This window comes from Halococcus sp. PRR34 (genome assembly GCF_028617175.1).
In the GTDB taxonomy this organism is placed as follows: domain Archaea; phylum Halobacteriota; class Halobacteria; order Halobacteriales; family Halococcaceae; genus Halococcus; species Halococcus salifodinae.
The window spans coordinates 388986-410182 of the sequence record NZ_JAQJDA010000001.1 but is presented as its reverse complement, the minus strand read 5'-3'; the positions used below and the strand labels follow the sequence as shown (position 1 = coordinate 410182).

At 67.1% G+C, this 21197-nt stretch carries 25 protein-coding genes; 12 read left to right on the top strand and 13 right to left on the bottom strand.

The genetic code is table 11. The features are described from left to right. Nucleotides 1–264: 264 nt before the first annotated feature. The 4 genes from PHA81_RS02075 to PHA81_RS02060 form a co-directional block, all read right to left on the bottom strand. Complete coding sequence (locus tag PHA81_RS02075; protein WP_005045627.1) at nucleotides 265–1347, bottom strand: Lrp/AsnC family transcriptional regulator; 1083 nt, start codon at nucleotides 1345–1347, stop codon at nucleotides 265–267. Nucleotides 1348–1440: 93 nt separating this feature from the next. Continuing rightward, on the bottom strand, nucleotides 1441–1836 hold the full coding sequence (locus PHA81_RS02070) for a DUF5778 family protein (protein ID WP_005045628.1): 396 nt from the start codon (nucleotides 1834–1836) through the stop codon (nucleotides 1441–1443). A 106-nt stretch (nucleotides 1837–1942) separates the two neighbouring features. Continuing rightward, nucleotides 1943–2137, bottom strand: a complete 195-nt coding sequence (locus tag PHA81_RS02065) for a cold-shock protein (protein WP_005045629.1) — start codon at nucleotides 2135–2137, stop codon at nucleotides 1943–1945. A gap of 2 nt (nucleotides 2138–2139) precedes the next feature. Then, nucleotides 2140–2334, bottom strand: coding sequence for a cold-shock protein (locus PHA81_RS02060; RefSeq protein WP_005045631.1), 195 nt, complete (start codon nucleotides 2332–2334; stop codon nucleotides 2140–2142). Between the two features lie 122 nt (nucleotides 2335–2456). On the opposite strand from PHA81_RS02060, the gene uppS reads away from it, so the two are divergent. After that, entirely contained in the window at nucleotides 2457–3380 is a 924-nt protein-coding gene (gene uppS, locus PHA81_RS02055) for a polyprenyl diphosphate synthase (RefSeq protein WP_049910378.1), read from the top strand. A 24-nt stretch (nucleotides 3381–3404) separates the two neighbouring features. On the opposite strand, the gene PHA81_RS02050 is transcribed toward uppS, so the two are convergent. Both PHA81_RS02050 and PHA81_RS02045 read right to left on the bottom strand, forming a co-directional pair. Continuing rightward, nucleotides 3405–3800 (bottom strand): hypothetical protein, encoded by a 396-nt coding sequence (locus PHA81_RS02050; RefSeq protein ID WP_273834902.1) that lies wholly within the window; start codon nucleotides 3798–3800, stop codon nucleotides 3405–3407. A gap of 97 nt (nucleotides 3801–3897) precedes the next feature. After that, nucleotides 3898–4506: an undecaprenyl diphosphate synthase family protein gene (locus tag PHA81_RS02045; protein ID WP_005045636.1), complete on the bottom strand. Its 609-nt coding sequence runs from the start codon at nucleotides 4504–4506 to the stop codon at nucleotides 3898–3900. A 128-nt stretch (nucleotides 4507–4634) separates the two neighbouring features. On the opposite strand from PHA81_RS02045, the gene PHA81_RS02040 reads away from it, so the two are divergent. Beyond that, nucleotides 4635–6020 carry a DUF92 domain-containing protein gene (locus PHA81_RS02040; protein WP_005045637.1) on the top strand — a complete coding sequence of 462 codons (1386 nt, stop codon included), beginning with the start codon at nucleotides 4635–4637 and terminating at the stop codon, nucleotides 6018–6020. Beyond that, a complete protein-coding gene (locus tag PHA81_RS02035; protein ID WP_005045638.1) occupies nucleotides 6017–6535 on the top strand; it encodes an N-acetyltransferase in 519 nt (172 codons plus the stop codon). Before PHA81_RS02040 ends, PHA81_RS02035 begins: the two co-directional genes overlap by 4 nt. Here PHA81_RS02035 and dnaG read toward each other — a convergent pair. Both dnaG and carA read right to left on the bottom strand, forming a co-directional pair. Next, entirely contained in the window at nucleotides 6466–8001 is a 1536-nt protein-coding gene (dnaG, locus tag PHA81_RS02030; RefSeq protein WP_005045639.1) for a DNA primase DnaG, read from the bottom strand. The two genes, PHA81_RS02035 and dnaG, sit on opposite strands and share 70 nt — an antisense overlap. Nucleotides 8002–8136: 135 nt before the next feature. Next, nucleotides 8137–9201, bottom strand: a complete 1065-nt coding sequence (carA, locus tag PHA81_RS02025) for a glutamine-hydrolyzing carbamoyl-phosphate synthase small subunit (protein WP_005045640.1) — start codon at nucleotides 9199–9201, stop codon at nucleotides 8137–8139. A 98-nt stretch (nucleotides 9202–9299) separates the two neighbouring features. Between carA and PHA81_RS02020 the strand changes: the two genes are divergently transcribed. Beyond that, on the top strand, nucleotides 9300–9713 hold the full coding sequence (locus PHA81_RS02020; RefSeq protein ID WP_005045641.1) for an Lrp/AsnC family transcriptional regulator: 414 nt from the start codon (nucleotides 9300–9302) through the stop codon (nucleotides 9711–9713). Nucleotides 9714–9724: 11 nt separating this feature from the next. Here the strand turns inward: PHA81_RS02020 and PHA81_RS02015 are convergent, their stop codons facing one another. Continuing rightward, nucleotides 9725–10429 carry a hypothetical protein gene (locus tag PHA81_RS02015; protein ID WP_005045642.1) on the bottom strand — a complete coding sequence of 235 codons (705 nt, stop codon included), beginning with the start codon at nucleotides 10427–10429 and terminating at the stop codon, nucleotides 9725–9727. 58 nt (nucleotides 10430–10487) lie between these two features. Further along, nucleotides 10488–11195 (bottom strand): CehA/McbA family metallohydrolase, encoded by a 708-nt coding sequence (locus PHA81_RS02010; protein WP_005045644.1) that lies wholly within the window; start codon nucleotides 11193–11195, stop codon nucleotides 10488–10490. Nucleotides 11196–11248: 53 nt separating this feature from the next. On the opposite strand from PHA81_RS02010, the gene PHA81_RS02005 reads away from it, so the two are divergent. The 4 genes from PHA81_RS02005 (at nucleotide 11249) to PHA81_RS01990 (ending at nucleotide 14571) form a co-directional block, all read left to right on the top strand. Continuing rightward, the gene (locus PHA81_RS02005; RefSeq protein WP_005045645.1) at nucleotides 11249–12247 is read left to right on the top strand and encodes a YegS/Rv2252/BmrU family lipid kinase; all 999 of its coding nucleotides are present in this window, start codon (nucleotides 11249–11251) and stop codon (nucleotides 12245–12247) included. Nucleotides 12248–12348: 101 nt separating this feature from the next. Next, a complete protein-coding gene (locus PHA81_RS02000) occupies nucleotides 12349–12921 on the top strand; it encodes an NUDIX domain-containing protein (RefSeq protein WP_005045647.1) in 573 nt (190 codons plus the stop codon). A 334-nt stretch (nucleotides 12922–13255) separates the two neighbouring features. Further along, nucleotides 13256–13603 carry a tRNA-binding protein gene (locus PHA81_RS01995; protein ID WP_005045650.1) on the top strand — a complete coding sequence of 116 codons (348 nt, stop codon included), beginning with the start codon at nucleotides 13256–13258 and terminating at the stop codon, nucleotides 13601–13603. A gap of 68 nt (nucleotides 13604–13671) precedes the next feature. Then, the gene (locus PHA81_RS01990; protein WP_005045652.1) at nucleotides 13672–14571 is read left to right on the top strand and encodes a DUF6293 family protein; all 900 of its coding nucleotides are present in this window, start codon (nucleotides 13672–13674) and stop codon (nucleotides 14569–14571) included. Nucleotides 14572–14592: 21 nt separating this feature from the next. Here PHA81_RS01990 and PHA81_RS01985 read toward each other — a convergent pair whose 3' ends face one another. From PHA81_RS01985 to PHA81_RS01975, 3 genes are all read right to left on the bottom strand, one after another. Next, nucleotides 14593–15306: a DUF1405 domain-containing protein gene (locus PHA81_RS01985; protein ID WP_049910394.1), complete on the bottom strand. Its 714-nt coding sequence runs from the start codon at nucleotides 15304–15306 to the stop codon at nucleotides 14593–14595. Nucleotides 15307–15394: 88 nt separating this feature from the next. Beyond that, nucleotides 15395–16591: a cystathionine gamma-synthase gene (locus PHA81_RS01980; RefSeq protein WP_005045657.1), complete on the bottom strand. Its 1197-nt coding sequence runs from the start codon at nucleotides 16589–16591 to the stop codon at nucleotides 15395–15397. A 40-nt stretch (nucleotides 16592–16631) separates the two neighbouring features. Further along, on the bottom strand, nucleotides 16632–17612 hold the full coding sequence (locus PHA81_RS01975; protein ID WP_005045660.1) for a cysteine synthase family protein: 981 nt from the start codon (nucleotides 17610–17612) through the stop codon (nucleotides 16632–16634). Nucleotides 17613–17787: 175 nt separating this feature from the next. Between PHA81_RS01975 and pdxS the strand changes: the two genes are divergently transcribed. From pdxS to PHA81_RS01955, 4 genes are all read left to right on the top strand, one after another. Then, a complete protein-coding gene (pdxS, locus tag PHA81_RS01970; RefSeq protein WP_005045661.1) occupies nucleotides 17788–18696 on the top strand; it encodes a pyridoxal 5'-phosphate synthase lyase subunit PdxS in 909 nt (302 codons plus the stop codon). A gap of 336 nt (nucleotides 18697–19032) precedes the next feature. Beyond that, nucleotides 19033–20409 (top strand): NAD-dependent succinate-semialdehyde dehydrogenase, encoded by a 1377-nt coding sequence (locus PHA81_RS01965; RefSeq protein ID WP_273834885.1) that lies wholly within the window; start codon nucleotides 19033–19035, stop codon nucleotides 20407–20409. 38 nt (nucleotides 20410–20447) lie between these two features. After that, entirely contained in the window at nucleotides 20448–20894 is a 447-nt protein-coding gene (locus PHA81_RS01960; RefSeq protein ID WP_273834884.1) for a cytidine deaminase, read from the top strand. Between the two features lie 40 nt (nucleotides 20895–20934). Beyond that, entirely contained in the window at nucleotides 20935–21090 is a 156-nt protein-coding gene (locus PHA81_RS01955) for an acyl-CoA dehydrogenase family protein (protein WP_005045667.1), read from the top strand. The last annotated feature ends 107 nt before the right edge of the window (nucleotides 21091–21197 follow it).

Sequence of the window (21197 nt, the reverse complement as noted above, 5' to 3'; positions counted from 1 at the left end):
CACGGCGCGGTCTACGGTGCGGTCGGTGTGGCGGTCTGCGGTGGCGGTCCCTGGTGGACTGGAAGGGCGAGCGGGCTACGCGAACCCGGACGAAGTAAGCACCGCAGGGAGTGAGCGAGCGGAGCGAGGCGCGAACGAAGTGAGCGTGGTTCGAAGGACGCGAAGCGTCTTTCATCATCACGAGAGAGCTTCGCTCTCTCGGACGACAACGAGTCCCGGGAGCGTACCCGCGAGGGCTTCCGCCGTCATCGCGGTGGACGTTCTTCATTCGTCGTCTTCGCCGTCGGTGTTCGCTGCGGCGCGTTCGTCCAGCCGGATGCCCGTCTTCTTCAGGATGCGCGTCGAGAACAGCGTGTCCCAGTCGTCGTCGCTGACGTCGAAGAACGCCGTCATTCGCTCCGTGACCTCAGCAACCCGCCGTTCGCTCTCGGCCTCGGAGCGGCCGTGAGTCATCGCGAAGAAGTTGTACGGCCAGACGCCCTCGTGGCGCGGGCGCTCGTAGCAGTGGGTGACGAAATCGAGGTCGGCGATCGCTGGCCCGACCTCGCCGACGAGGTCGTCGGGGACGTTCCAGACCGTCATCCCGTTCTCGGTGTACCCCAACGAGTAGTGGTTCGGGACGACGCCCACGCGCCGGATCTTCCCGCCGCGCTCGAAGCGTGTGATCGTCTCGATCACCCACTCGACGTCCGCGTCGATCGCTGCGGCGACGTCGCGGTACGGCGTTTCGGTGATCGGCAGCCCACCCTGGAGTTCGACGACGAGATCGCGTTCGGCGGGCGTGAGCCGGTCGTCGGTCGCGGGATCGACATCGGGCCCGAGATGCGATAGATCGAGGTCGCCGTCGTCCACCGGCCCGTCGAGCAGGAACTTCGCCTCGACTCGGAACTCCTGCTGCTTCGGGAGATTGTAGGTTTCCTGGCCGGTCTCGGCCTCGATCTCGGCAAGCACCTCGTCGACCCGCTCCGAGTCGGCGACGCTCACGACGAACCACATGTTGAGATGGGGATGCTCGCGCTCGTAGTTGTGCGCGACCTCGCGGTGGGCGTTGACCTGCTCGGCAACCTCCTCGAATCGTTCTTCGGGTGCGTGCATCGCCACGAGGGTCGCCGTGCCGCCGATCGCCTCGGCGTCGATCAGCGCACCGAACCGCGAGAGGGTGCCCTCCTCGTCGAGTCGTTGTATCCGATCGAGCAACTCGTCGGCCGAGCAGTCGACGTCACGCTCGCGGAGGGCCGCGGCCGCGGGCTCGAACGGCCGCTCGACCACCGGGAACCCGCCCTGGAAGGCGTTGAGAATCGCGCGATCGCGACGATCGAGATCGACTGCGACGTCCGCCTCGTTCATGATCGTTGTCGGTGCGCATCGGGGATAAACACCCCGTTCGGCCGGTCTTCGATACCGCGAACTCTGTCGCCGTCGTCCCCCGATCGTCCGTCGTCAGCCTTCGACGCCAGTCACCGTGTACCCTTCGTCGCGGAGATCGTCGAGGATCGCCGCGTGGTCGGCGCTCGCCTCGTAGTAAAACACCACGTCGTGGGTCCCCTCCCGGAGGAGTTGCTGGCACTCCCAGACGAACGCGTCGCCCTCGATCGTGAGTCCCTGGTGTTGGTTCAGTCCGAACTCGGGGTCGTCGGTGCCCGAGTGGACGTAGGTGTCGCCGGCGTCGGCGTGGCTCGCGATGGTCTCGCCGATCTCGATCGTGGCCTGGTGGAGCAGGCTCTCCTCGGCGCTCGAAAACTCGGTGTGGACCACGACGCCGTTGAGTTCGATCTCGCCCGGTTCGAGCAGCGCCGCCGCCCGCCGATAGAGGTCATCGTCGATGGATTCGCTCATACCGGAGGCTCACGGGCGGGACGTATAGATGCTGTCGATACCGCCGGCGACCGACTGAACAACGCTGTCGCTCGCCGGGAGCAAATATTGTGTTCGAAGGTCGCCGTTACAGCCGTTCGAGGTTCTCGGCGCGCGGACCCTTGTCCGCCTGCACGATGTCGAACTCGACCTCCTGGCCCTCTTCGAGATCGGGGCCGCCGATGTCCTCCATGTGGAAGAACACGTCTTCCTCGGAGTCGTCGCTGTCGATGAAACCGTACCCGCCCGTGTCGTTGAAGAAGTCTACTGTGCCGTTCGCCATGATTACAGCCGTTCGAGGTTTTCCGCGCGCGGACCCTTGTCTGCCTGCACGATATCGAACTCGACCTCTTGGTCCTCTTCGAGGTCGGGGCCGCCGATATCTTCCATGTGGAAGAAGACGTCCTCCTCGGAGTCCTCGCTGTCGATGAAGCCGTAACCGCCCGTGTCGTTGAAGAAGTCGACCGTACCTGTCGCCATTGCACTCGGTCCGAGGCACTGGGGACATAAAAACCTGCGCAAATCCTCGCCGTCCATGCCACCCTTTCGCGCCCGCATGTCGTGGCATAAGACTCATTTCACCCGCGCGAGTGCGAAGCATAATGCCTTCCAGTGCGCGTCGCTTGCTCGATCGGACGTACGAACGTCTGCTCGAACGCGAGGTCGACGGCGCGCCCTCCCACGTCGCCGTGATCCAGGACGGCAACCGACGGTACGCCGACGAGCGTGGCAAGGACGCCTCCGATGGCCACCGTGCGGGGGCGGAAACCACCGAACAGGTCCTCGATTGGTGTGCCGATGTCGGCGTCGAGGAGCTCACCCTCTACACCTTCTCGACCGAGAACTTCGATCGCCCGCCTGAGGAGAACGAACGCCTCTTCGCACTGCTCGACGAGAAGCTCCGGGAGTTCGCCGAAGCCGAGCGCGTCCACGATCGGGAAGTCTCGATTCGTGCCATCGGCGAGACCGATCAACTGCCCGAGCACCTCCGCGACGCCGTCGAGTACGCCGAAACCCGCACCAGCGGCTACGATCAGCTCCGCCTCAACATCGCGCTCGCCTATGGAGGCCGCGCCGAACTCCTCGGCGCGGCCCGTGACGCCGCTCGCGCGGTCGAGGAAGGCGATCTCGCGCCACACGAGATCGGCGCCGACGAGATCGATCGTCGGCTCTACGAGGGGCCGACGCGCGACGTCGACCTCATCATCCGTACTGGTGGTGACGAGCGCACCTCGAACTTCCTGCCGTGGCACGCCAACGGCAACGAAGCAGCGGTCTTTTTCTGCACGCCCTACTGGCCGGCGTTCGCGAAAAAGGACTTCCTGCGGGCGATCCGGACCTACGAGTCCCGCGAGGAATCGTGGCGGCGCACCCGTGCGCGGCGCGCGCTCGCGCTGGTGCGGGCGGTCGGCAGTGCGGAGCTCGACGAGGCGAGCGCCATCGTCGATCGGTTCCGCGAGTATCTCCCGCGTCGCGAACTCGAACGGGTCGACCGCGACGAGGGCGAGTCGGCGACCGCCGACTGACTGGCGACGCACTGCGGGCGTTCATCACGTCGCACGACGCTCGACGGTCAACAGCGTCGCGGCAAGCACCGACAAAACCGCGAACGGGACGATTGCGTTGCCGATGCTGAACAGCGAGAGCACCGAAAGCATCGACGCTGCCACCGCGAGTCCCCAGAGGCGCCACACGCGTTCGGTCCACGCCCAGTACCCAACGCCGAGCGAGAGCGCGGCGACGACGACCGACCAAAAGAGGATTATCGGTGCGTTCTCGGCGGCGAGCGTTGTGCCGTCTACGAACAGATATGGAATCGCGGACGTGACGAGCAGATAGCCAGCACCGAACAGTCCGGCGAGGGCCGCGAGCACGCCGACGCTCCTCCCGACGAGATTGAGGCGGGACCCGTCCGCCCGGTCGCGGTCGGTCGTGACGTTCACCACAGCCGACTGTTCGTTTCAACGGCACATAGTTCTTGTCGAGCCATGAAATCCGCTCGCCTTCCGGCCCTGGAGACATCACGGCGGCCGCTCTCCGGCCTCACTTTCCGTACCGGCGCTGTCGGTTCTGATAGTCCCGAAGCGCCCGCAGATAGTCGCGCTTCCGGAAGTCCCGCCAGTTCACGTCGGTGAAGTGGAGCTCCGAATACACCGACTGCCAGATCATGAAATCCGAGAGGCGCTCCGCGCCGGTCTTGATCACGAGGTCGGGATCGGTCGGAAAGACCAGCCGCTCCTCGATCGCGTCGCCGTCGACGTCGTCGGGCGCGAGCGTCCCGGCCTCGACCTGGGTTGCGACCCCGCGGACCGCCGCCGCGAACTCGTGTTTGCCACCGAGACCGATGCTGACCTGAATGGGGGCGTCGGCGCGCTCGGCGTCGTCGGGGCCCCGAACCGCGAGCTCGCGCGGCGCGTCACACCGCTCGAAGACCTGCCGGATGGCGGGCACGGCACCGGTGTCGAGCACGCTGACGTACACCATCACGCGGTCGGCCCCGTACTCGAACGCCCACGCGAAACAGTCCTCGAGGGTGCGGTAGGCACCGTCCTCCAGGAGGTCGCGCTCGGCGATAACCACCGCGATCCGCTCGGGCAGCGTGGCCGGGTTCCGGCGGACCCGGGCGGCGAGATACCTGTCGTAAAGTCCCACACCCCGACTACTCGCGGGGTGCGCCTAAAACTCACGGCTCGTCCCGGCGAAATCGGCGATTCGCCGCGTCACACCTGTCGGTTCCGGGCTTCGGGAGTGTTAAGTGGCCATCGGCGAAACGACGGGCAGTGACATCCACCGTCCGGCGGGCGGGCGCGTTCGCACTCGTCGGCGCGCTCTCGCTCGCCGCGCCCTTCCTCGGGCCCGCGATCGCGGCCCCGTTCGTGCTGATCGCCGGCCTCGCGGCCTTCGTGATCGACGACGGGCCGGTGTTCGAGCTGTTCGCCCGCTCGGGCGATCGCCAGGAACGCACCCTCTACGGGCTCGCGGGCTTCGCACTCGCGATCGCGGGGCTCGCGCTGTTCGCCTCGGTGTTCGAAATGCCGACGTTCGTGTTCGTGGCGAGCGTCCTCGTCCTCTCGGGTGGCACCCTCGCCGAGGCGGTGGCCCAGGAGTGGCGGGGCACACCGATCGCGGGCGTCGTCGGGTTCGTGGTCGGCGGAACTCTCACAGGCGCGGCGGGCCAGCTTGCTGTCGGACTCGCGGCTCCTGCGCCCCTGCCCGCGCTCGCGGTCTTTTACGCTGCCAGCGGGGCGTTGCTCGGCGCGCTGGTGCGCTCGGTGCTGTTCGAGCGCGACGATCCCCTCGTCCTGTTCTCGATGGGACTCCTGCTCTGGCTACTGGCCGCCCTCGAACCGTCGGTCCCCGCCACCGGAATCGGTCTCGCGCTCGCGGTCACCGCCGGGTTCGGCTATCTCGCGTACGCGCTCGACACCGCCTCGATCCCGGGGATGGTGACGGGCGTGCTCTCCGGCCTCCTGATGATCGTGCTCGGCGGGTTCGGCTGGTTCGCCCTCCTCATCGCCTTCTTCGCGGGCGGCGGGCTCGCCACCAAGTTCCGCTACGACCGGAAACGACAGCGCGGCATCGCCGAGGACGACGGCGGCGCACGCGGCAGCGGGAACGTGCTCGCGAACGCCGCGGTCGCGCTGGCTGCGGTGCTCGGCTACGCCGCGGCCCCGCTGCACCCCGTCGGCGGCGAACTGTTCCGGTTCGTCTTCGCGGGATCGATCGCCGCCGCGATGGCCGACACGCTGTCGAGCGAGATCGGCGGTCTCTACGATACCCCCAGGCTCATCACGACGCTCGAACCCGTCCCTCCCGGCACCGATGGCGGCGTGACGTGGCAGGGTGTGGTCGCCGGACTCGGTGGCGCGGCGCTGGTCGCCGGGCTCGCTGCCCTCGTCTTCGACGTGACACCTGCGGGCGCGGCGATCATCGCTGCGGCGGGCGTCGCGGGGATGATCGTCGACAGCCTCCTCGGGGCGCTGTTCGAGAACCAGCGCTTCGACAGTCTGCTCCCGGGTACGAGCGGCGTTCCCGGAGCCGAGCCCGGCGGCGGCTCGCTCGGGAGTCTGGAGTTCGACAACCGGACCGTGAACTTTCTCGCGACGCTCGCGGCCGCGATGATCTGTGCCGCGCTCGCCGTGAGCATCGGCCTCGCTCCGGGATGATCGAAATCCGCGAGGCGACCCGCGACGATCTCACGACGCTGCTCGCCATTCAGTCGGTGTCGCTCGACTCGACGTGGCCCGATCTCCTGCATGCGGGAATCGACGGCCCACCGTTGGTGCTGGTTGCCGGACAGCCGCCGGTGGGCTACGCGCTCGCGATCACGGGCGATCCAGCCTACCTCGCCGAACTCGCGGTCGCGCCCGATCACCGAGGAACGGGCCACGGCTCGGCGCTTCTCGGTGCACTCGTCGACCGCGTGGGTGGAAGCGAACTCCGACTCACGACCCGTGCGGATGCGAGGCGTGCGAAACGGTTCTACGAGCGCCACGGCTTCACGGTCGCCGAGCGGTTGCCGGGCCACTACGACGGCGACGACGGCCTCCTGCTCGTCCGTCAGTCCGAGGCCGATCTGCCGGACGGCGACGACGGCCTCCTGCTCGTCCGTCAGTCCGAGGCCGATCTGCCGGACGGCGACGACGAATCGGCCTCCCCGTCGGATTCGGGCCGGAGCTGAGCCGGCGTCCGCACCCGAACGCCGGTGGGTTTCTTGACGAACTCGCCCTCCGAACGCGCGACGACCTGCTCGACGCCGCGCTGGGCGGCGATGTCGAGTACGCGCTGGGAGAGTTCGCCGTCGATCACCACGCTCGCCGGCACCGCTGTCGCCTCGGCGATGGTATCGAACGCCTCTGCCGCCGGGGCCTCGGCTACCGTCTCGAACTCGGTGTCGAGCAGCCGAACACGCTCCGTTCCATCGTCGATGACTGCTCTGACGTGCCCTTGGAGCGTTTCGGGCTCGGATGTGGCGTCCGATTCGGTGTCGGCCGACTCGTCGTCCGCTGGTTCGTCGCTCGCCGGTTCGTCCGTGTCGCCGGTCGGTTCGCCGTTCGCGTCGCTCCTGGCCGATTCGGCTCCCTCGGTCGGTGCCTGTGCTCCGGGTTCGTCCCTTTCGTCCCCTTCGTCCGTCGAATCTGGTCCTGTCGAGGGCGACTCCGCCGAATCGACCGACTGGGTCGCCGGATCGCCGGCAGCGTCGTCCACCGACGTCTCGATCTGGCCAGCGAGGGCGTTGGATCGGGCCGCACCATCGGATTCGACCGGCGGCGCGGGCTCGGCGCTCTCGGGCGCGGGCCGCAAACTGCCGTCGGTGGCGGCGACGGCCTCGCGCGGGCTGCTCGCGCCCGCAACGAGATCGTAGGCGACCTTCTCGCGGAGTGCCGACAGCGCCGCCTCGCGCGCGAGGTCCTCGACGCTCTCTCCCGTTGGCGCGACCGCGACGTAGTCGACATTGCCGACCTGATCGAGCTCCTTCAAGATCAGATCGCCCCCGCGGTCGCCGTCGAGGAAGGCGGTCGTCGTGCGCTCCGTGGTGAGCGCGGCGACCGCGTCGGGGACGTTGGTGCCCTCGACCGCGATGGCGTTTTTGACGCCGTACCCGAGCAGGGTGAGCACGTCCGCACGCCCCTCAACCACGATGATCGCGTCGGCGTCGGCGACCCGCGGGCCGGCCGGCAGCCCCTCGTAGGTGGTGATCTCCCCGGTGCGTGCGCTCTCGCGGACGGCCTCGACGAGCTCCGCCGAGCTCATCGTGCTCTCCTCGAACGCGCCCAGCAGCGCCTTCGCTCGATCGACCACCTCGCGGCGTCTGGCCGCCCGAACGTCCTCGATCCGGTCGACGTCGACGATCGAGCGACACGGCCCGATCCGGTCGATGGTTTCGAGCGACGCGCCGAGGATCGCGGTCTCGACCTTGTCGAGCCCGCTCGCGATGGTGATCCGGCCGAACGACTGGCCGTTTTGAGAGTTGATCGTCACGTCGATCCGGCCGACCTTCGAGGCGTCCTGAAGCGTCCGGAGATCGAGGTCGTCGCCGAGCAGCCCTTCGGTCTGGCCGAAGACTGCGCCGACAACGTCGTTGCGCTCCACCACCCCCTCGGCGGTGACGTCCGCGTGAATCAGATACTTCGCTGAGTCCTCCATGATTGTGAACTGCCCCAGTGGGGCGTACTCCGTGAACCGCGTTGAAACCGCGTCACTGATGCAGCAGATATTGCCAGTCCGAACGCATATACCTACCGCCACACGGCTCCGTCGTAAAAACCGGACGTGAAACGCTCAGTCCGCAGTCGGGGCGACTCGTTGGGCGTCCGCCATCGCGAGCACGTCGTCGAAGAAGTCGAGCGAGTCGTGTGGGCCGGGGTTGGCCTCGGGGTGGTACTGACGGGTGATGACGTCGAGTGCGTCGCTCGCGAGCCCTTCCGGCGTGTCGTCGTTGACGTTGATCTGTGTGACGTCGAGCTCGCCCGGCTCGGTCACGGTGTAGCCGTGGTTCTGGGTCGTCATCACCACACGGCCCGAATCGAGGTCACGAACCGGCTGGTTCACGCCGCGGTGGCCGAAGGCCATCTTTTCGGTGGTACCGCCGAGGGCCGCCGCGACGATCTGCTGGCCGAGACAGATCCCGGCGAGCGGGAGGTCGCCCGCGAACTCCTCCACGAGTGCCTGAGCGGCCTCGAAGTTCTCGGGATCGCCGGGGCCGTTCGAGACGAACAGGAGGTCCGGATCAGTCCTCGAAACGTCTTCGGGGGTGGCGTCGTACGGCAGCACGGTGACGTCCGCACCACGCTCCATGAGCGACGACCGGATCGAGCCCTTCGCGCCGCAGTCGATCAGCGCGACGTCGTACGCTCCATCGCCCTCGTAGCGCGCGGGTTCGTCGACGCTGACCGTCGCGCCGATGTCGGTGTGCTCGCTCATTCCCCTGCACCGATCGAGCTCGGCGAGTGCGTCCTCGGGGGTCGCGTCGGGGCCGGCGGCGATCCCACACTCCATCGCGCCCTCCTCGCGGACGTCGGTCACCACGTCGCGGGTGTCGAGGTGATCGATCGCGGGGATTTCTTCGCTTCCGAGCCACTCGGCAACGTCGTCGGTGAGTTCGCGCGCGAGGACCGCCGTGGGCTGGACCTGATCGGATTCGAACCGCTCGTCCCGAACGCCGTAGTTGCCGATCAGCGGGTACGAGAAGGTGAGCACCTGCTCGGCGTAGGAGGGATCGGTGAGACTCTCCTCGTAGCCGGTGTAGGCGGTCGTGAAAACCAGTTCGCCACGGGCCGTGCCCGGGGCGCGCGCACGCCCGGTCAGGACGTGGCCGCCCTCGATCGCCACGTAGGCATCCGTCATTACGATATGCGTACAGACGCACCCCTAATAACCGTTGTGTTCGAAACAAGGTTACGATATTCGTAATCGTGAAGTGCCGGCGATCGGTACGGTCACGAATGGACGACCTCGATCGCCGCATCCTGAACGTCCTCCGACGCGATTCGCGGACACCGTACACCGAGATCGCCGAGGAAGTAGGAACGTCGGAGGGGACGGTCAGAAATCGCGTCGAGCAGCTCGTCGACGATGGGACCATCGAGCGCTTCACCGTGACCACCCGGACGGGTAACATCAAGGCGATGATCGAAGTCGGGGTCGCGGTCGACGTCGACACCTCGGCAGTCTCGAAGCGGATGACCGAGTGGCCCGAGGTGGATTTCGTCTGGCAGGTTTCGGGCGAGGAGGACGTGGTGCTCGTCGTCGACGCGGCCGATACCGCCGCGGTCAACGCGCTGATCACCCAGGCCCGCGAGCTCGACGACGTCGTGAGCACCAAGACCCGGCTGATCCTCGACGAACGCCGCGGGTAGGGTGGTCGTCGTCAATCCCCGAGCGCCGCGATCCCGGCGCGGAGCTGTGTCCAGCCGCTCGTGACCAGTGCCTGGGGAAATCGTCGCCGTGCGCCGTCGAGTGTCTCTATGAGCGCCGCCGTGGCGTCGTCGAAGATTCCGGTTCCGTGGCCGAGGAGAATTCGCTCCGGACGGAGATCACCGAACAGGTGTCGTGGTGGAAACAGCCGTCCGGGGAGAAACAGCGCGATGCGCTCGTCGCCCACGGTCGCCGAAAGCTCGGTGCTCAGCACGTCGGGGACGTAGAGCGTCCCGTTCGATTCGTGGTACGCGATCGATTCTCGACAGCCCGGGAACGGCCGCGCGTTCCGCACCCGAAAGCCGGAATCTCCGATCTCGTCGGTGAACTGCTCGATCGGTGCGTCGATGCGCGCCGTGGCCCGGTTCAGCCACCGCGGGACGTGAACCGACACGCCATAGCGCTCCGCGAAGACGGCGGCATCTCGGGCATGAAAGTCCGACAGAACGGCCACACCGACGATTTCGCCGATCGATTCGATGAGGTCGTCCACGCCCGGTGCGTCGAGCGGGTCGACGAGCCACACGCCGTCGTCGCCACCGATTGCGTGACTCGCCCGCCGACCGTCCTCGTGGGGATGCGCCAACCAGCCGACGCCACCCGCCCACCGATCGATGGGGCGACACTTGGTCGGCTCGTCGCGTGCGTACATCGGCATGGCCGACCCGTCGGCGGAACTGGTCAAGAGTATTGTGCTTCGGCCGGAACGAGCGCCGTCAGTCGTCCTCGGGCGGCGCGCCGACGCCCGGGGTGGCCCACTCGGGACGGTCGAACTGCTCGCTCTCCTCGTGGATGTATCGATAGAGCCGGCCGATGACCTGGTAGGGGAGCCAGTCGTCGACTCGTGGCTCGACCCGTCCGTCCTTGATGGCTGCGACCACGTTTTCGGGGGTGGGTTCGGCGACGTCGACTGCGGTGTACGCCCGGCCGACCTCCGGGGGGTAATGGACGTCGCTGCCGCCGGTCATCGGGAGTCCGTGGCGGTCGGCGAGGCGTTCGACCCACGCCCGCGTTCGGGGGTGTTTCCCGTTGACCTCGATGGCGTCGAACGACGCGTCGACCTCTCTGACCGTCGAGTTTCGGTAGGGATGAGCGACGATCGCGGCACAGCCCCGATCGTGGGCGATTTCGACGACTTCCGTTGGCGTGAGCTCTCCGCGCACCGTCTCGGACGGTGGATCGGGGCCGACCACGAGCACGTGACCCTTCGTCGTCGAAACCTCGATTCCGGGAATGACCGCGACGCCGGCGAGTTCGTCGCCGAACTCCCGATAGTAGTCGTGGTTGGTGGTGGCGACCCCGTCGAGCCCGCGAAGGCGTGCGGTCCCGGCGAGCAGCCGGGCCCCGAGCGGGTCGTAGGCGTCGCCGAGCCGACGATGACCGTGGAAGAATCGCGTGTGTGCGTGGAGGTCGATCCGATACACACTGGACGGTGGAGCCGGCAGGCCTTTGCTGTTCCGTCCGCAATCAGGGGGCCATGAACGGACGATCGGTGCGCAGAGGGCGTGGTCCCGAACCCCCCATCCGCACCGACGGCGGCCGCGCTGCCGACGGGCACGCCACCGATACCGGGAGCGAGGGATCGCGGGTGCTCGTCCTGAACCCGGTGAGCGGGAGCGCCGATCACACCGAGCGGATCCACGAGCTCGCCGCCGATCACGACTTCGCCGTCCGCGAGACCAGCGAGGCCGGCGACGCCATCGAATTCGCCCGCGAAGCGGCCGACGCCGACCTCGTCGCGGCCGCCGGGGGCGACGGGACGATCCACGAGGTGGTCCGAGGCCTCTACGACGCCGACGCGCTCGATTCGACGACTATCGGGGTCGTGCCGACGGGAACGGGCAACAACTTCGCCGGCAACATCGGGGTCGGCGATGTCGAGGAGGCGTTCGCGGTGCTCGAAACCGGCGATACGCGCGATATCGATTGCGGGATCGCGAACGGTCGGCCGTTCGTCAACTCCGCGATCGCGGGGCTGACCGCCGACGCGAGCTCCGAGACCACCGCCGACATGAAAGACAGCTTCGGCGTACTCGCATACGTCGTGAACACCGTCCAAACCGCCGCGTCGTTCGAGGGGCTCACGATCGACGTCGAGACCGCCGCGGACGAGGAGTCGTGGCACGGCGAGGCGGCGTTCGTCCTCATCGGCAACGGCCGCCGGTTCCCCGTCGAGGGCCACACTCAGGCCGACATGGAGGACGGCCGGTTCGAGGTCACCATCATCGAGGACCGTCCGACCGGGAAGCTCGTCGGTGAGGCTGCCATCCGGCGGCTGCTGGGGACCGACACGTCGAACATCACCCGACTCGAAACCGCCGCGCTCTCCATCTCCGTGCGGGACGGCGAGCCGGGAACGTTCAGCCTCGACGGCGAGATGCTCTCGGCGCGCGAACTCGATGTCGAGGCGGAGCGCGAGGCGCTCTCGATCCGGGTCGGCGAGGGCTACGAGATCGACCCGGAGCCGCTGGACTGATCCCCACTCGTCGACGTTCGGATCGGCGGCCGCACAGCTCCGGCGGCGACCTTCCTCCCGGGAGTCGAAGCCGCTTTGAGTCCCCTCCGCGAGACCCACCCATGAGCACGCCCGAGTCACCCAGCGCGGACGCCGACGCGGCCCACCCGAACGCCGGCCAGGACGTGATCGCGGTCGACGCCGACGACGAGCCGACGGGGACGGTCAACCGCCTCGACGCCCACACCGGCGACGGGACCCGCCACCGCGCGTTCACGGTGATGGTCTTCGATCAGGACGGCCGCATTTTGCTCGCCCAGCGCAGCCCCGACAAGCGCCTCTGGGACACCTTTTGGGATGGCACCGTCGCCTCCCACCCAGTCGAGGGCCAGACCCAGGTCGAGGCCACTCGCGAGCGCCTCGTCGACGAGCTCGGCATCACCGCCGACCAGTACGAGGAGGTCCGGGTGACCGATCGCTTCGAGTACAAACGCTACTACTACGACGAAGGCATCGAGCACGAGGTCTGCACCGTGCTGAAGGCCACGCTTGCCGATACCGACCTCGACCCCGACGAAAGCGAGGTCGCCGGCCTGCTGTGGGTTCCCTACGAGCACCTCCACGAGAACCCGCGGTGGTACCGCCAGCTCCGACTCTGTCCCTGGTTCGAGATCGCGATGCGCCGCGATTTCTAGAACGTACCTTTTTACTTCGTCGGGTGTCCTCGCGCTCGCTGCGCTCGCGCTGCGGGCACCACTCCTCGCAAAAATCTACGCTAAAAACACCCGCTCGCTCACCCCTTTGGGGTTCGCTCGCGGTAGACCTGCTGGCGCTTTCCGCGACCGCACGGCAACCGCCTCCGCGGCCGCACAGCACCGTCGAAGCCCTCGGCGCTCCCCCGCTGGTCGCGCCTCGCCCTTCATCCGCCAGGAACCGCCGCCGCACTGCTCCCGCCACCGAAACCACACCGCAGCCGCCGGCCGCACGGTGGTCCGGTGCAGTCATGACACCGGCGCACACACGAAACGCATGGGCATCGACGAACCCGACATCGATTCCGCAGCGTTCCTCGACGACGTGGAGATGCGCGTTGGCGAGATCGTCGCTGTCGATGAGTTCCCCGAAGCGCGAAAAGACGTCTACAAGCTTGACGTCGACTTCGGCGGCGAAACCCTCCAGTCGGCAGCCGGACTGACGCGCTACGAGCAGGACGAACTCCTCGGTCGCCAGGTGATCGCTGTCGTGAACCTCGGCACCGTTTCGATCGCGGGCTTCGAAAGCCAGTGTCTCGTGACCGGCGTCGACGCGGCCGACGGCGACGGCGTCGTGCATCTCCAGCCCGAGGGTGAGGTCGAGAACGGTGCGCGGGTGTACTGACCTATCCTCGCCGACGGTTCGCGATCCGCTCGACAAGGTTTATTCGTCGCTCAGGGGAACGAACGACCATGCAGACACACATCGTCCCGGTCGGGTTCGACTACGACCGGCTCATCGCGCCCCTCGTACGGGACAAACTCGATGTCGATCACGTGATCCTTCTCGAAGGCGCGGTCGGGAGCGCCGCGAACGTCGAATACTCCCGCAATCTCGCGGCGAAGCTCGAACAGGACTTCCGGAACCTGCTTGGCGCGGAGACCGAGCGGTTCGTCGTCGACGACGTCTACGACTACGACGCGGCGTTCGAGCAGGCCTACGAGATGATCAACACCGAGCTCGACGCGGATCGGGAGGTCTGGGCCAACATCAGCGCGATGCCCCGAACCGTGAGCTTCGCTTTCGCTACCGCCGCCCACTCGATCGGCGTCGAGCGCAGCGAGGACCGCGGACAGATTCACACCTACTACACGATCCCCGAGAAGTACTTAGAAACCGAGCTCGCCGAGGAACTCCACAGACAGATCGACCTCCTCGAGGATCTCGCCGGCGAGGTCGACGACGAGCGCGTCGACGAGCGCCTTCGGAGTGCGCGCGACCTGCTCGCGGAGTTCGACGAGCGCGGCACCACCATCGGCGCGAAGGCGGTCGACGGCAGCCATATCATCGAACTTCCCGTTGCTTCCTTCTCGAACGTCAAACCGTTCGAGGAGCTGATCCTGTTCAAACTCGGCGAGGACGGCCCGTTCGAGTCGGTAAGCGAACTCGCGCAGGCGCTCGCGCGCGAACTCTCCGAGGAGTACACCGACAGTTTCCGATCGAAAGTGATCTACAACGTCGATCGGCTCGGCCCCGGCGGGAAGGGGTACATCGAACAGGACGCGCAGGGGAAATCCCACCGGACGCGGCTCTCGCGGATCGGCGAGCTGTGGGTGCGCTCGCACGCGAACGGGGAGACACGAACGGAGTGAGTACCTCGGAGGCGGAACCGACTACTGCCCGGTTTCGAGCTTCTTCACCCGGGTCGCGAGCACGAGAAACGTCGCGAGCAGTGTCAGCGTCACCGCTGCGGCCGCCGCGAGGTCGTGGGCAGGCAGCGAGTGACCGATCACGCCGTCGACGAACTCCGCGCGCAGGAGGGTATGGTGGTAGTCGCCGACGAGCGGGACGAAGTAATCGACCACGTCGTTGAACCCGTACCATGCCACGGCGACCGCGACCGCGCCGACCGGAAAGTCGGCGTAGCGATGGATCACGAAGGCTTGCAGCGCCATCGCGAGATGGCTCAGGATCAGGAACCAGTAGAGCCACGCCGCGATGCCACTCGGGCCGTTGACGAACAGTTGGACGAACGGCGTCCAGAGGCCGAGTTTGAGACAGCCGAAAAAGGCGAGCGCGTTCAGCCACTCCGGGTCGTAGCCGAACTTCCACGCCGCGAGCGACAGCGCGACGAACAGCGTCGCTGCCGGACTGTCGGGCACGAACGGCCACATCACGATCGGGGTTCCGGCGAACTGGACTCGATAGTACCAGAAACCGAAGGCCGTGCCGACGAGGTTCACCGTAATGACGAGCCACACGAGCCGAAACCCGAGGTCCTCGATCGCACGTGGCACCGGCGCGACGTACCACGGCAGCGCGTCGCGGTCGGGAACCCGTCCGTCGAGGACGCGCCCGAGCGGGCCGACACCGGGTTCTCCGGCCATTGTGTGGTCGAAGGGTGGCCGTGGCAAAACGATGGCGGTCCGATCGGAAGACGGCGTGCCGTCGAGACCGCCGAACCGCAGCGACTGGTCAGTCGAGTGCGGCGTCGATCGCGCAGTCGAGATCGCGACGCTGGTCGTCGAGGTGTTCGATCCCCACCGAGACACGAATCAGGCCGTCGGTCAGCCCCGCTTCGAGGCGCTCTTCGCGCGGGATCGCGGCGTGGGTCATCGCGGCGGGCTGTTCGATCAGGCTCTCGACGCCGCCCAACGATTCGGCGAGCGTGAACACCTCCGTACTCTCGACGACCGTACTCGCCTCCGCCAGGCTGCCGTCGAGCTCGAAACTCAACATCCCACCGAAGTCGTCCATCTGCCGTGCGGCGAGGTCGTGCTGTGGGTGTGAGTCGAGCCCGGGGTAGTACACCTCGCTCACGTCGGGATGGTCGTCGAGCCACGTGGCGAGCGCACGGGCGTTCTCGCAGTGGCGATCCATCCGCACCGGGAGGGTCTTGGTTCCCCGGAGGACGAGAAAGCTCTCGAAGGGACCGGGTGTCGCGCCGACAGAGTTCTGGTAGAACCCGATCCGTTCGTCGAGGTCGTCGCTATCGACCACGAGCGCGCCGCCGACCACGTCCGAGTGCCCTCCGAGATACTTCGTCAGCGAGTGACTGACGATGTCCGCGCCGTGTTCGAGCGGGCGCTGGAGATACGGCGTGGCGAAGGTGTTGTCGACCGCACACAGCGCGTCGTTCGCGTGGGCAAGGTCGGCGAGCGCGGCGATGTCGACCACTCGCATAAGGGGGTTCGTCGGGGTTTCGAGCCAGAGAAGTTCGGTATCGGGTCCCATTGCCGACGCGACCGCATCGGGATCGGTGGTGTCGACGAAGTCGAAATCGAGATCGTACTCCTCGTAGACTTGGGTGAACAGTCGGTGTGTCCCTCCATAGACATCGTTGCCCGCCACGACGTGATCGCCCGCTTCGAGCAGGTTCAGCACGGTGTTGATCGATCCCATCCCGCTCGCGAAGGCGCGACCGTGAGCGCCACCTTCGAGGCTCGCGAGATTGGCTTCGAGGTCGGTGCGGGTCGGATTCCCCGTCCGGGAGTACTCGTAGCCACGATCCTTGCCGGGAGCGTCCTGGACGTACGTGGAGTTGGCGTGGATCGGCGTCATCAGCGCGCCCGTCTCCGTGTCGGGTGCCTGGCCGGCGTGGATCGCGCGGGTCTCGATGTGATCCTCGTGACCGTCGTGGTCCGTGTGATCCGTACCGTCGTTGTTCGCCATGAGTCGACGTGGGTGGCGCGAACCGTGACTCTTGTCGTTTCTACCCTTCCCAGTTCTCGAACTCGTCGTAGATCCCCTTCGAGAGGTAGCGCTCCGAGGAGTCGGGAAACACCGTCACCACCGTGTCGTGGGGGGCGTCGATCTCACCATTCGAAATCCGTTCGGCCACGTCGCGGGCGGCGACGCTCGCCATCCCCGCGCTCGCCGCGACGAGGTGACCTTCCTCGCGTGCGAGCCGTTTGAGTTCGTCCTGGGCGGTGCGATCCCCGACTCGAAGCACTTGATCGACGATCGCGGGATCGAACAGCTCGTTCTTCGAGGGGTCGTGCGTGCCGATCCCCTCGGTTTTGTACTCGCCCTCCTCGACATCGGTGCCCATGACCTCGGCGTAGCGCGATCCCTGGGGTTCGACCGCGGCAACGAACGTCTCCGGGTGCTGCTCGCGGGCGTAGCGTGCGAGTCCCATGAGCGTCCCCGCCGTGCCACAGCCTGCGACCACCGCACCGACCCGCCCGTCGAGCGCGTCGTGGATCTCGGGGGCGGTGGTCGCGTAGTGCGCCTCGGCGTTGAGCGGGTTCGCGAACTGCTGGGGGACGACCGCGTTCTCGTGTTCGGCGGCGAGCTCGTCGGCGCGATCGATCGCGCCGCCCATCCCCTCGTCGGTCGGCGTGTTGACGACCTCCGCGCCCAGCGATCGCATCAGCTGCTGCTTTTCGAGGCTGAACCGCTCGGGCACCACGAACACCGCCTCGACGTCCAGCTGGGTGGCGGCGAGCGCGATCCCGATTCCGGTGTTGCCGGCCGTGGGTTCGATCACGGTCCCACCAGGATCGAGGTCGCCACGGTCGAGCATTGCTTCGAGCATATACTCCCCGATGCGGTCCTTGACGCTCGCGCCGGGGTTGAACGATTCGAGCTTCGCGTACACCGGGACCGATTCGGGGGCGGCGTGAACGCGAACCAGCGGGGTCTCGCCGATGGCCTCGTTCACCGAGTCGAGCGGTTCTCGGTGGGTCGTCATCGGCCGTGCGGGGACGACGGGCTGGCTTTGGGGATCTGTGCCGGGGACATGAGCGGTATCATCGTTACGACTGAGGCAGTATTCGCGCGGGCGACGTTTGTTCCTTCTGCCTTCGGCGGCCGAACGATCTGTGGCCGAAGAGGAGGGTTAAGTGCGTCGGGCGGCAACTCCGGTCATGGCCGACGAGACCGACTTGGAGGAACTGAAGCGCGGTACCGACCTCGTGAAACGGGGGTTCGCCCGGATGCAGCAGGGCGGGGTCATCATGGACGTCGTGAACGCGGAGCAGGCACGGATCGCGGAGGACGCCGGCGCGGTGGCGGTGATGTCGCTCGAAGCCGTCCCCGCCGACATCCGCAAGCGCGGCGGCGTCGCCCGGATGGCCGATCCCGCCGACGTGACCGAAATCATCGAGGAGGTCTCGCTCCCGGTGATGGGCAAGTCGCGGATCGGCCACACCAAGGAGGCCCAGATCCTCGAAGCCACGGGCGTCGACATGATCGACGAATCCGAAGTTCTGACGCCCGCCGACGACGAGTACCACATCGACAAGCGCGACTTTACTGCGCCGTTCGTCTGCGGCGCGCGCGATCTCGGCGAAGCACTCAGGAGAATCGGCGAGGGTGCGGCGATGATCCGGACCAAGGGCGAGGCCGGCACCGGCGACGTCAACCAGGCAGTCTACCACCAGCGCACGATCAAGGGCGCGATCCGGAAGCTGGAGGGGATGAACCACGAGGAACGCGAGGCCTACGCCCGCGAGATCGAGGCCCCCGCCGACCTCGTCCACGAGACTGCCGAGGCCGGCCGGCTGCCCGTGGTGAACTTCGCCGCTGGCGGGATCGCGACTCCTGCGGACGCCGCGCTGATGATGCACCACGGCTGTGACGGCATCTTCGTCGGGTCGGGCATCTTCGGTGCGGAGAACCCCGCCGCGATGGGCGAAGCGATCGTCGAGGCCACCAACTCGTGGGACGATCCCGAGACGCTCGCGGAGATCGCCACGAACGCCGGCTCGGGGATGAAAGGCGACGCGAACGCCGACCTCGCCGAGGAAGAGAAGCTCCAGGGTCGCGGCGTCTAGTCACCCACTTTTTTACACGGGGTCCTCGGCTCGCTTCGCTCGCCTCAAACCCCGTCCAAAAACCTGGACTAAAAACACCCGCTCACTCACTCGCTCCGCTCGTTCGTTCACGGTAGGACTGCTGGCGCTCTTCCGCACCGCAACAGCCCCGTGACCGCACAGCACCGCCCGAGCCCTCGACCGTTCGCTTCGCTCACGGTCTCGCCCTCGATCCGCCAGGACCGCCCCGCAACCGCACCACAGCCACGCTGCACCGCTCTGCGCCCGCACCGCCATGCGAACAGCCGACGAATCACAGGCCGAAACTACAACTACGTCCCCGTCCCAACGCGGCGCATGGATCGTGTGAACCCGGCCACCGGCGAGGCGCTCGAACCCGTCGAGGGACACTCTGACGAGGAGGTCGACGACGCGCTCGGGCGCGCGAACAGGGCGTTCGAATCGTGGCGCGACCGCTCGATGATCGAGCGCCGCGAACTCCTCGCCGACGCCGCAAGCGTCCTCCGCGAGAACAAACACGAGTACGCCGAGGTCATGACCCGAGAGATGGGCAAACCCATCTCGGGGGCGCTCTCGGAAGTCGAGAAATGCGCATGGGTGTGTGACTACTACGCCGAGACCGCCGGCGAGCAGCTCGCTGACGAGGCCCTCCCGAGCGCGTCCGAGGCGTCCGCATTCGTCTCCTACGAGCCTCTCGGCCCGATCCTCGCGGTGATGCCGTGGAACTACCCGTTCTGGCAGGTGTTCCGGTTCGCCGCGCCCCACCTCACCGCTGGCAACGTCGGCCTCCTCAAGCATGCCTCGAACGTCCCCGAATGCGCGATGGCGATCGCGGACGTCTTCGAGCGCGCTGGCTACCCCGAGGACGTCTTCCAGACGCTGCTGATCGGCTCGGACCAGGTCGAGAACGTTCTCGAAGACGATCGGCTCAGGGCCGCGACGCTAACGGGAAGCGAATACGCCGGCCGGGCGGTCGCCGAGACCGCCGGCCGCGAACTCAAGAAAACCGTCCTCGAACTCGGCGGGAGCGACCCGTTCGTGGTGCTCGACGACGCCGACCTCGACGCCGCCGCCGCGACCGGCGCGGGCGCGCGCACCCTGAACTCCGGCCAGTCGTGCATCGCCGCGAAGCGGTTCATCGTCCACGAGGACGTCTACGACGAGTTCCTCGGCAAGTTCTCCGACGAGATGGAGGATTTGGTTATCGGCGATCCCACCGACGAGGACACCGACATCGGCCCCCAGGCCCGCGAGGACCTGATGAACGACCTCCACGACCAGGTCGAGCGCACGCTCGACGACGGGGCGAGCCTCGAACTCGGTGGCGAACCGATGGATCGGGAGGGGTTCTACTACCCACCGACCGTCCTCACCGATGTCCCGGAGGACGCCGCTGCGGCCTGCGAGGAGACGTTCGGTCCGGTCGCGCCGGTCTTCCAGGTGGCCGACGAGGACGAAGCGATCGAACTCGCGAACGACGTCGATCTCGGGCTGGGTGCCTCGGTCTGGACCGAGGACCTCGAACGCGGCGAGCGGGTCGCCCGTCGGTTCGAGGCGGGGTGTTGTTTCGTCAACGAACTCGTGAAATCCGATCCCCGAGTGCCGTTCGGTGGGATCAAGAATTCGGGGTACGGCCGCGAACTCGCCGGCCACGGCATCCGGGAGTTCGTCAACAAGAAGACGATCTGGGTCCAGTCTCCTGAAGGCGAGTAGACCGGAAGACGTTCGTTCTTGCTGGCGTTCGATCGGGCATGGACGTCCAGCCGCCGCCGTCCGATGCGGAGCTGCTGACCGATCCCGGCCAGCGACTCGTTGAGCACGCCCGTGAGGCGACTGAGACTGCATTTGATCCCGAGCACTTCCACGGCGCGCACATGGTCGGCGCGGCCGTTCGGACGACCGACGGCGATGTGTTCACCGGTGTTAGCCAGCCCGCCGGCGTCGGCCGTGCGTCGGTCTGTGCGGAGCCGTCAGCGCTCTCGGCCGCTCGGATTGCCGGGGCCGACGGGTTCGCCGCCAGCGCCGCGGTTCGTCATCCACTGCCGGACGAGGATCGCGAATTCGAGGTCGTGAGTGCTTGTGGCGTCTGTCGCGAACTGCTCTGTGACTACGACGAGTCGTGTGCCGTGATCTTCCCGACGACTGACGGGCCACGAAAGGCTCCCGTGGAGTCGCTGTTGCCGACGCGACACTGGTAACGTCCCGTACAGTCAAGCGTCGTACCATCGATACGCCGGTATGGGATTCGGACCGACGGACGCACAGCGCGACCTACGGGACGACGTGCGAGAGTACGCACGAACCGAAATCGTGCCACTGGCCGCCGAAATCGATCGAAACGAGGAGTATCCGGCGGAGATTCTCGACGTCACGGATGCGGTTCTCGACGACTGAACTACTCTCGACCACCCAGGGTCCGTCAGCATCGAACGGTCTTCCGGATGTACCCGTTCCGTGAGGATTGCCGGCCACTTACTGATCGGTGACGACGGTGATCACCG

Bases quoted from the DNA above. Each gene is read 5' to 3' on its own strand.
- PHA81_RS01960 (WP_273834884.1), top strand. From the start codon at position 20,448: ATGGACGTCCAGCCGCCGCCGTCCGATGCGGAGCTGCTGACCGATCCC.
- carA (WP_005045640.1), bottom strand. From the start codon at position 9,201: ATGACGGATGCCTACGTGGCGATCGAGGGCGGCCACGTCCTGACCGGG.
- PHA81_RS01990 (WP_005045652.1), top strand. From the start codon at position 13,672: ATGCAGACACACATCGTCCCGGTCGGGTTCGACTACGACCGGCTCATC.
- PHA81_RS02065 (WP_005045629.1), bottom strand. From the start codon at position 2,137: ATGGCGAACGGCACAGTAGACTTCTTCAACGACACGGGCGGGTACGGT.
- PHA81_RS02005 (WP_005045645.1), top strand. From the start codon at position 11,249: ATGAACGGACGATCGGTGCGCAGAGGGCGTGGTCCCGAACCCCCCATC.
- PHA81_RS02075 (WP_005045627.1), bottom strand. From the start codon at position 1,347: ATGAACGAGGCGGACGTCGCAGTCGATCTCGATCGTCGCGATCGCGCG.
- PHA81_RS02060 (WP_005045631.1), bottom strand. From the start codon at position 2,334: ATGGCGACAGGTACGGTCGACTTCTTCAACGACACGGGCGGTTACGGC.
- PHA81_RS01995 (WP_005045650.1), top strand. From the start codon at position 13,256: ATGGGCATCGACGAACCCGACATCGATTCCGCAGCGTTCCTCGACGAC.
- PHA81_RS01965 (WP_273834885.1), top strand. From the start codon at position 19,033: ATGGATCGTGTGAACCCGGCCACCGGCGAGGCGCTCGAACCCGTCGAG.
- PHA81_RS02020 (WP_005045641.1), top strand. From the start codon at position 9,300: ATGGACGACCTCGATCGCCGCATCCTGAACGTCCTCCGACGCGATTCG.
- dnaG (WP_005045639.1), bottom strand. From the start codon at position 8,001: ATGGAGGACTCAGCGAAGTATCTGATTCACGCGGACGTCACCGCCGAG.
- PHA81_RS02035 (WP_005045638.1), top strand. From the start codon at position 6,017: ATGATCGAAATCCGCGAGGCGACCCGCGACGATCTCACGACGCTGCTC.
- PHA81_RS01985 (WP_049910394.1), bottom strand. From the start codon at position 15,306: ATGGCCGGAGAACCCGGTGTCGGCCCGCTCGGGCGCGTCCTCGACGGA.
- pdxS (WP_005045661.1), top strand. From the start codon at position 17,788: ATGGCCGACGAGACCGACTTGGAGGAACTGAAGCGCGGTACCGACCTC.
- PHA81_RS01975 (WP_005045660.1), bottom strand. From the start codon at position 17,612: ATGACGACCCACCGAGAACCGCTCGACTCGGTGAACGAGGCCATCGGC.
- PHA81_RS01980 (WP_005045657.1), bottom strand. From the start codon at position 16,591: ATGGCGAACAACGACGGTACGGATCACACGGACCACGACGGTCACGAG.
- PHA81_RS02000 (WP_005045647.1), top strand. From the start codon at position 12,349: ATGAGCACGCCCGAGTCACCCAGCGCGGACGCCGACGCGGCCCACCCG.
- PHA81_RS01955 (WP_005045667.1), top strand. From the start codon at position 20,935: ATGGGATTCGGACCGACGGACGCACAGCGCGACCTACGGGACGACGTG.
- PHA81_RS02015 (WP_005045642.1), bottom strand. From the start codon at position 10,429: ATGCCGATGTACGCACGCGACGAGCCGACCAAGTGTCGCCCCATCGAT.
- uppS (WP_049910378.1), top strand. From the start codon at position 2,457: ATGCCTTCCAGTGCGCGTCGCTTGCTCGATCGGACGTACGAACGTCTG.
- PHA81_RS02070 (WP_005045628.1), bottom strand. From the start codon at position 1,836: ATGAGCGAATCCATCGACGATGACCTCTATCGGCGGGCGGCGGCGCTG.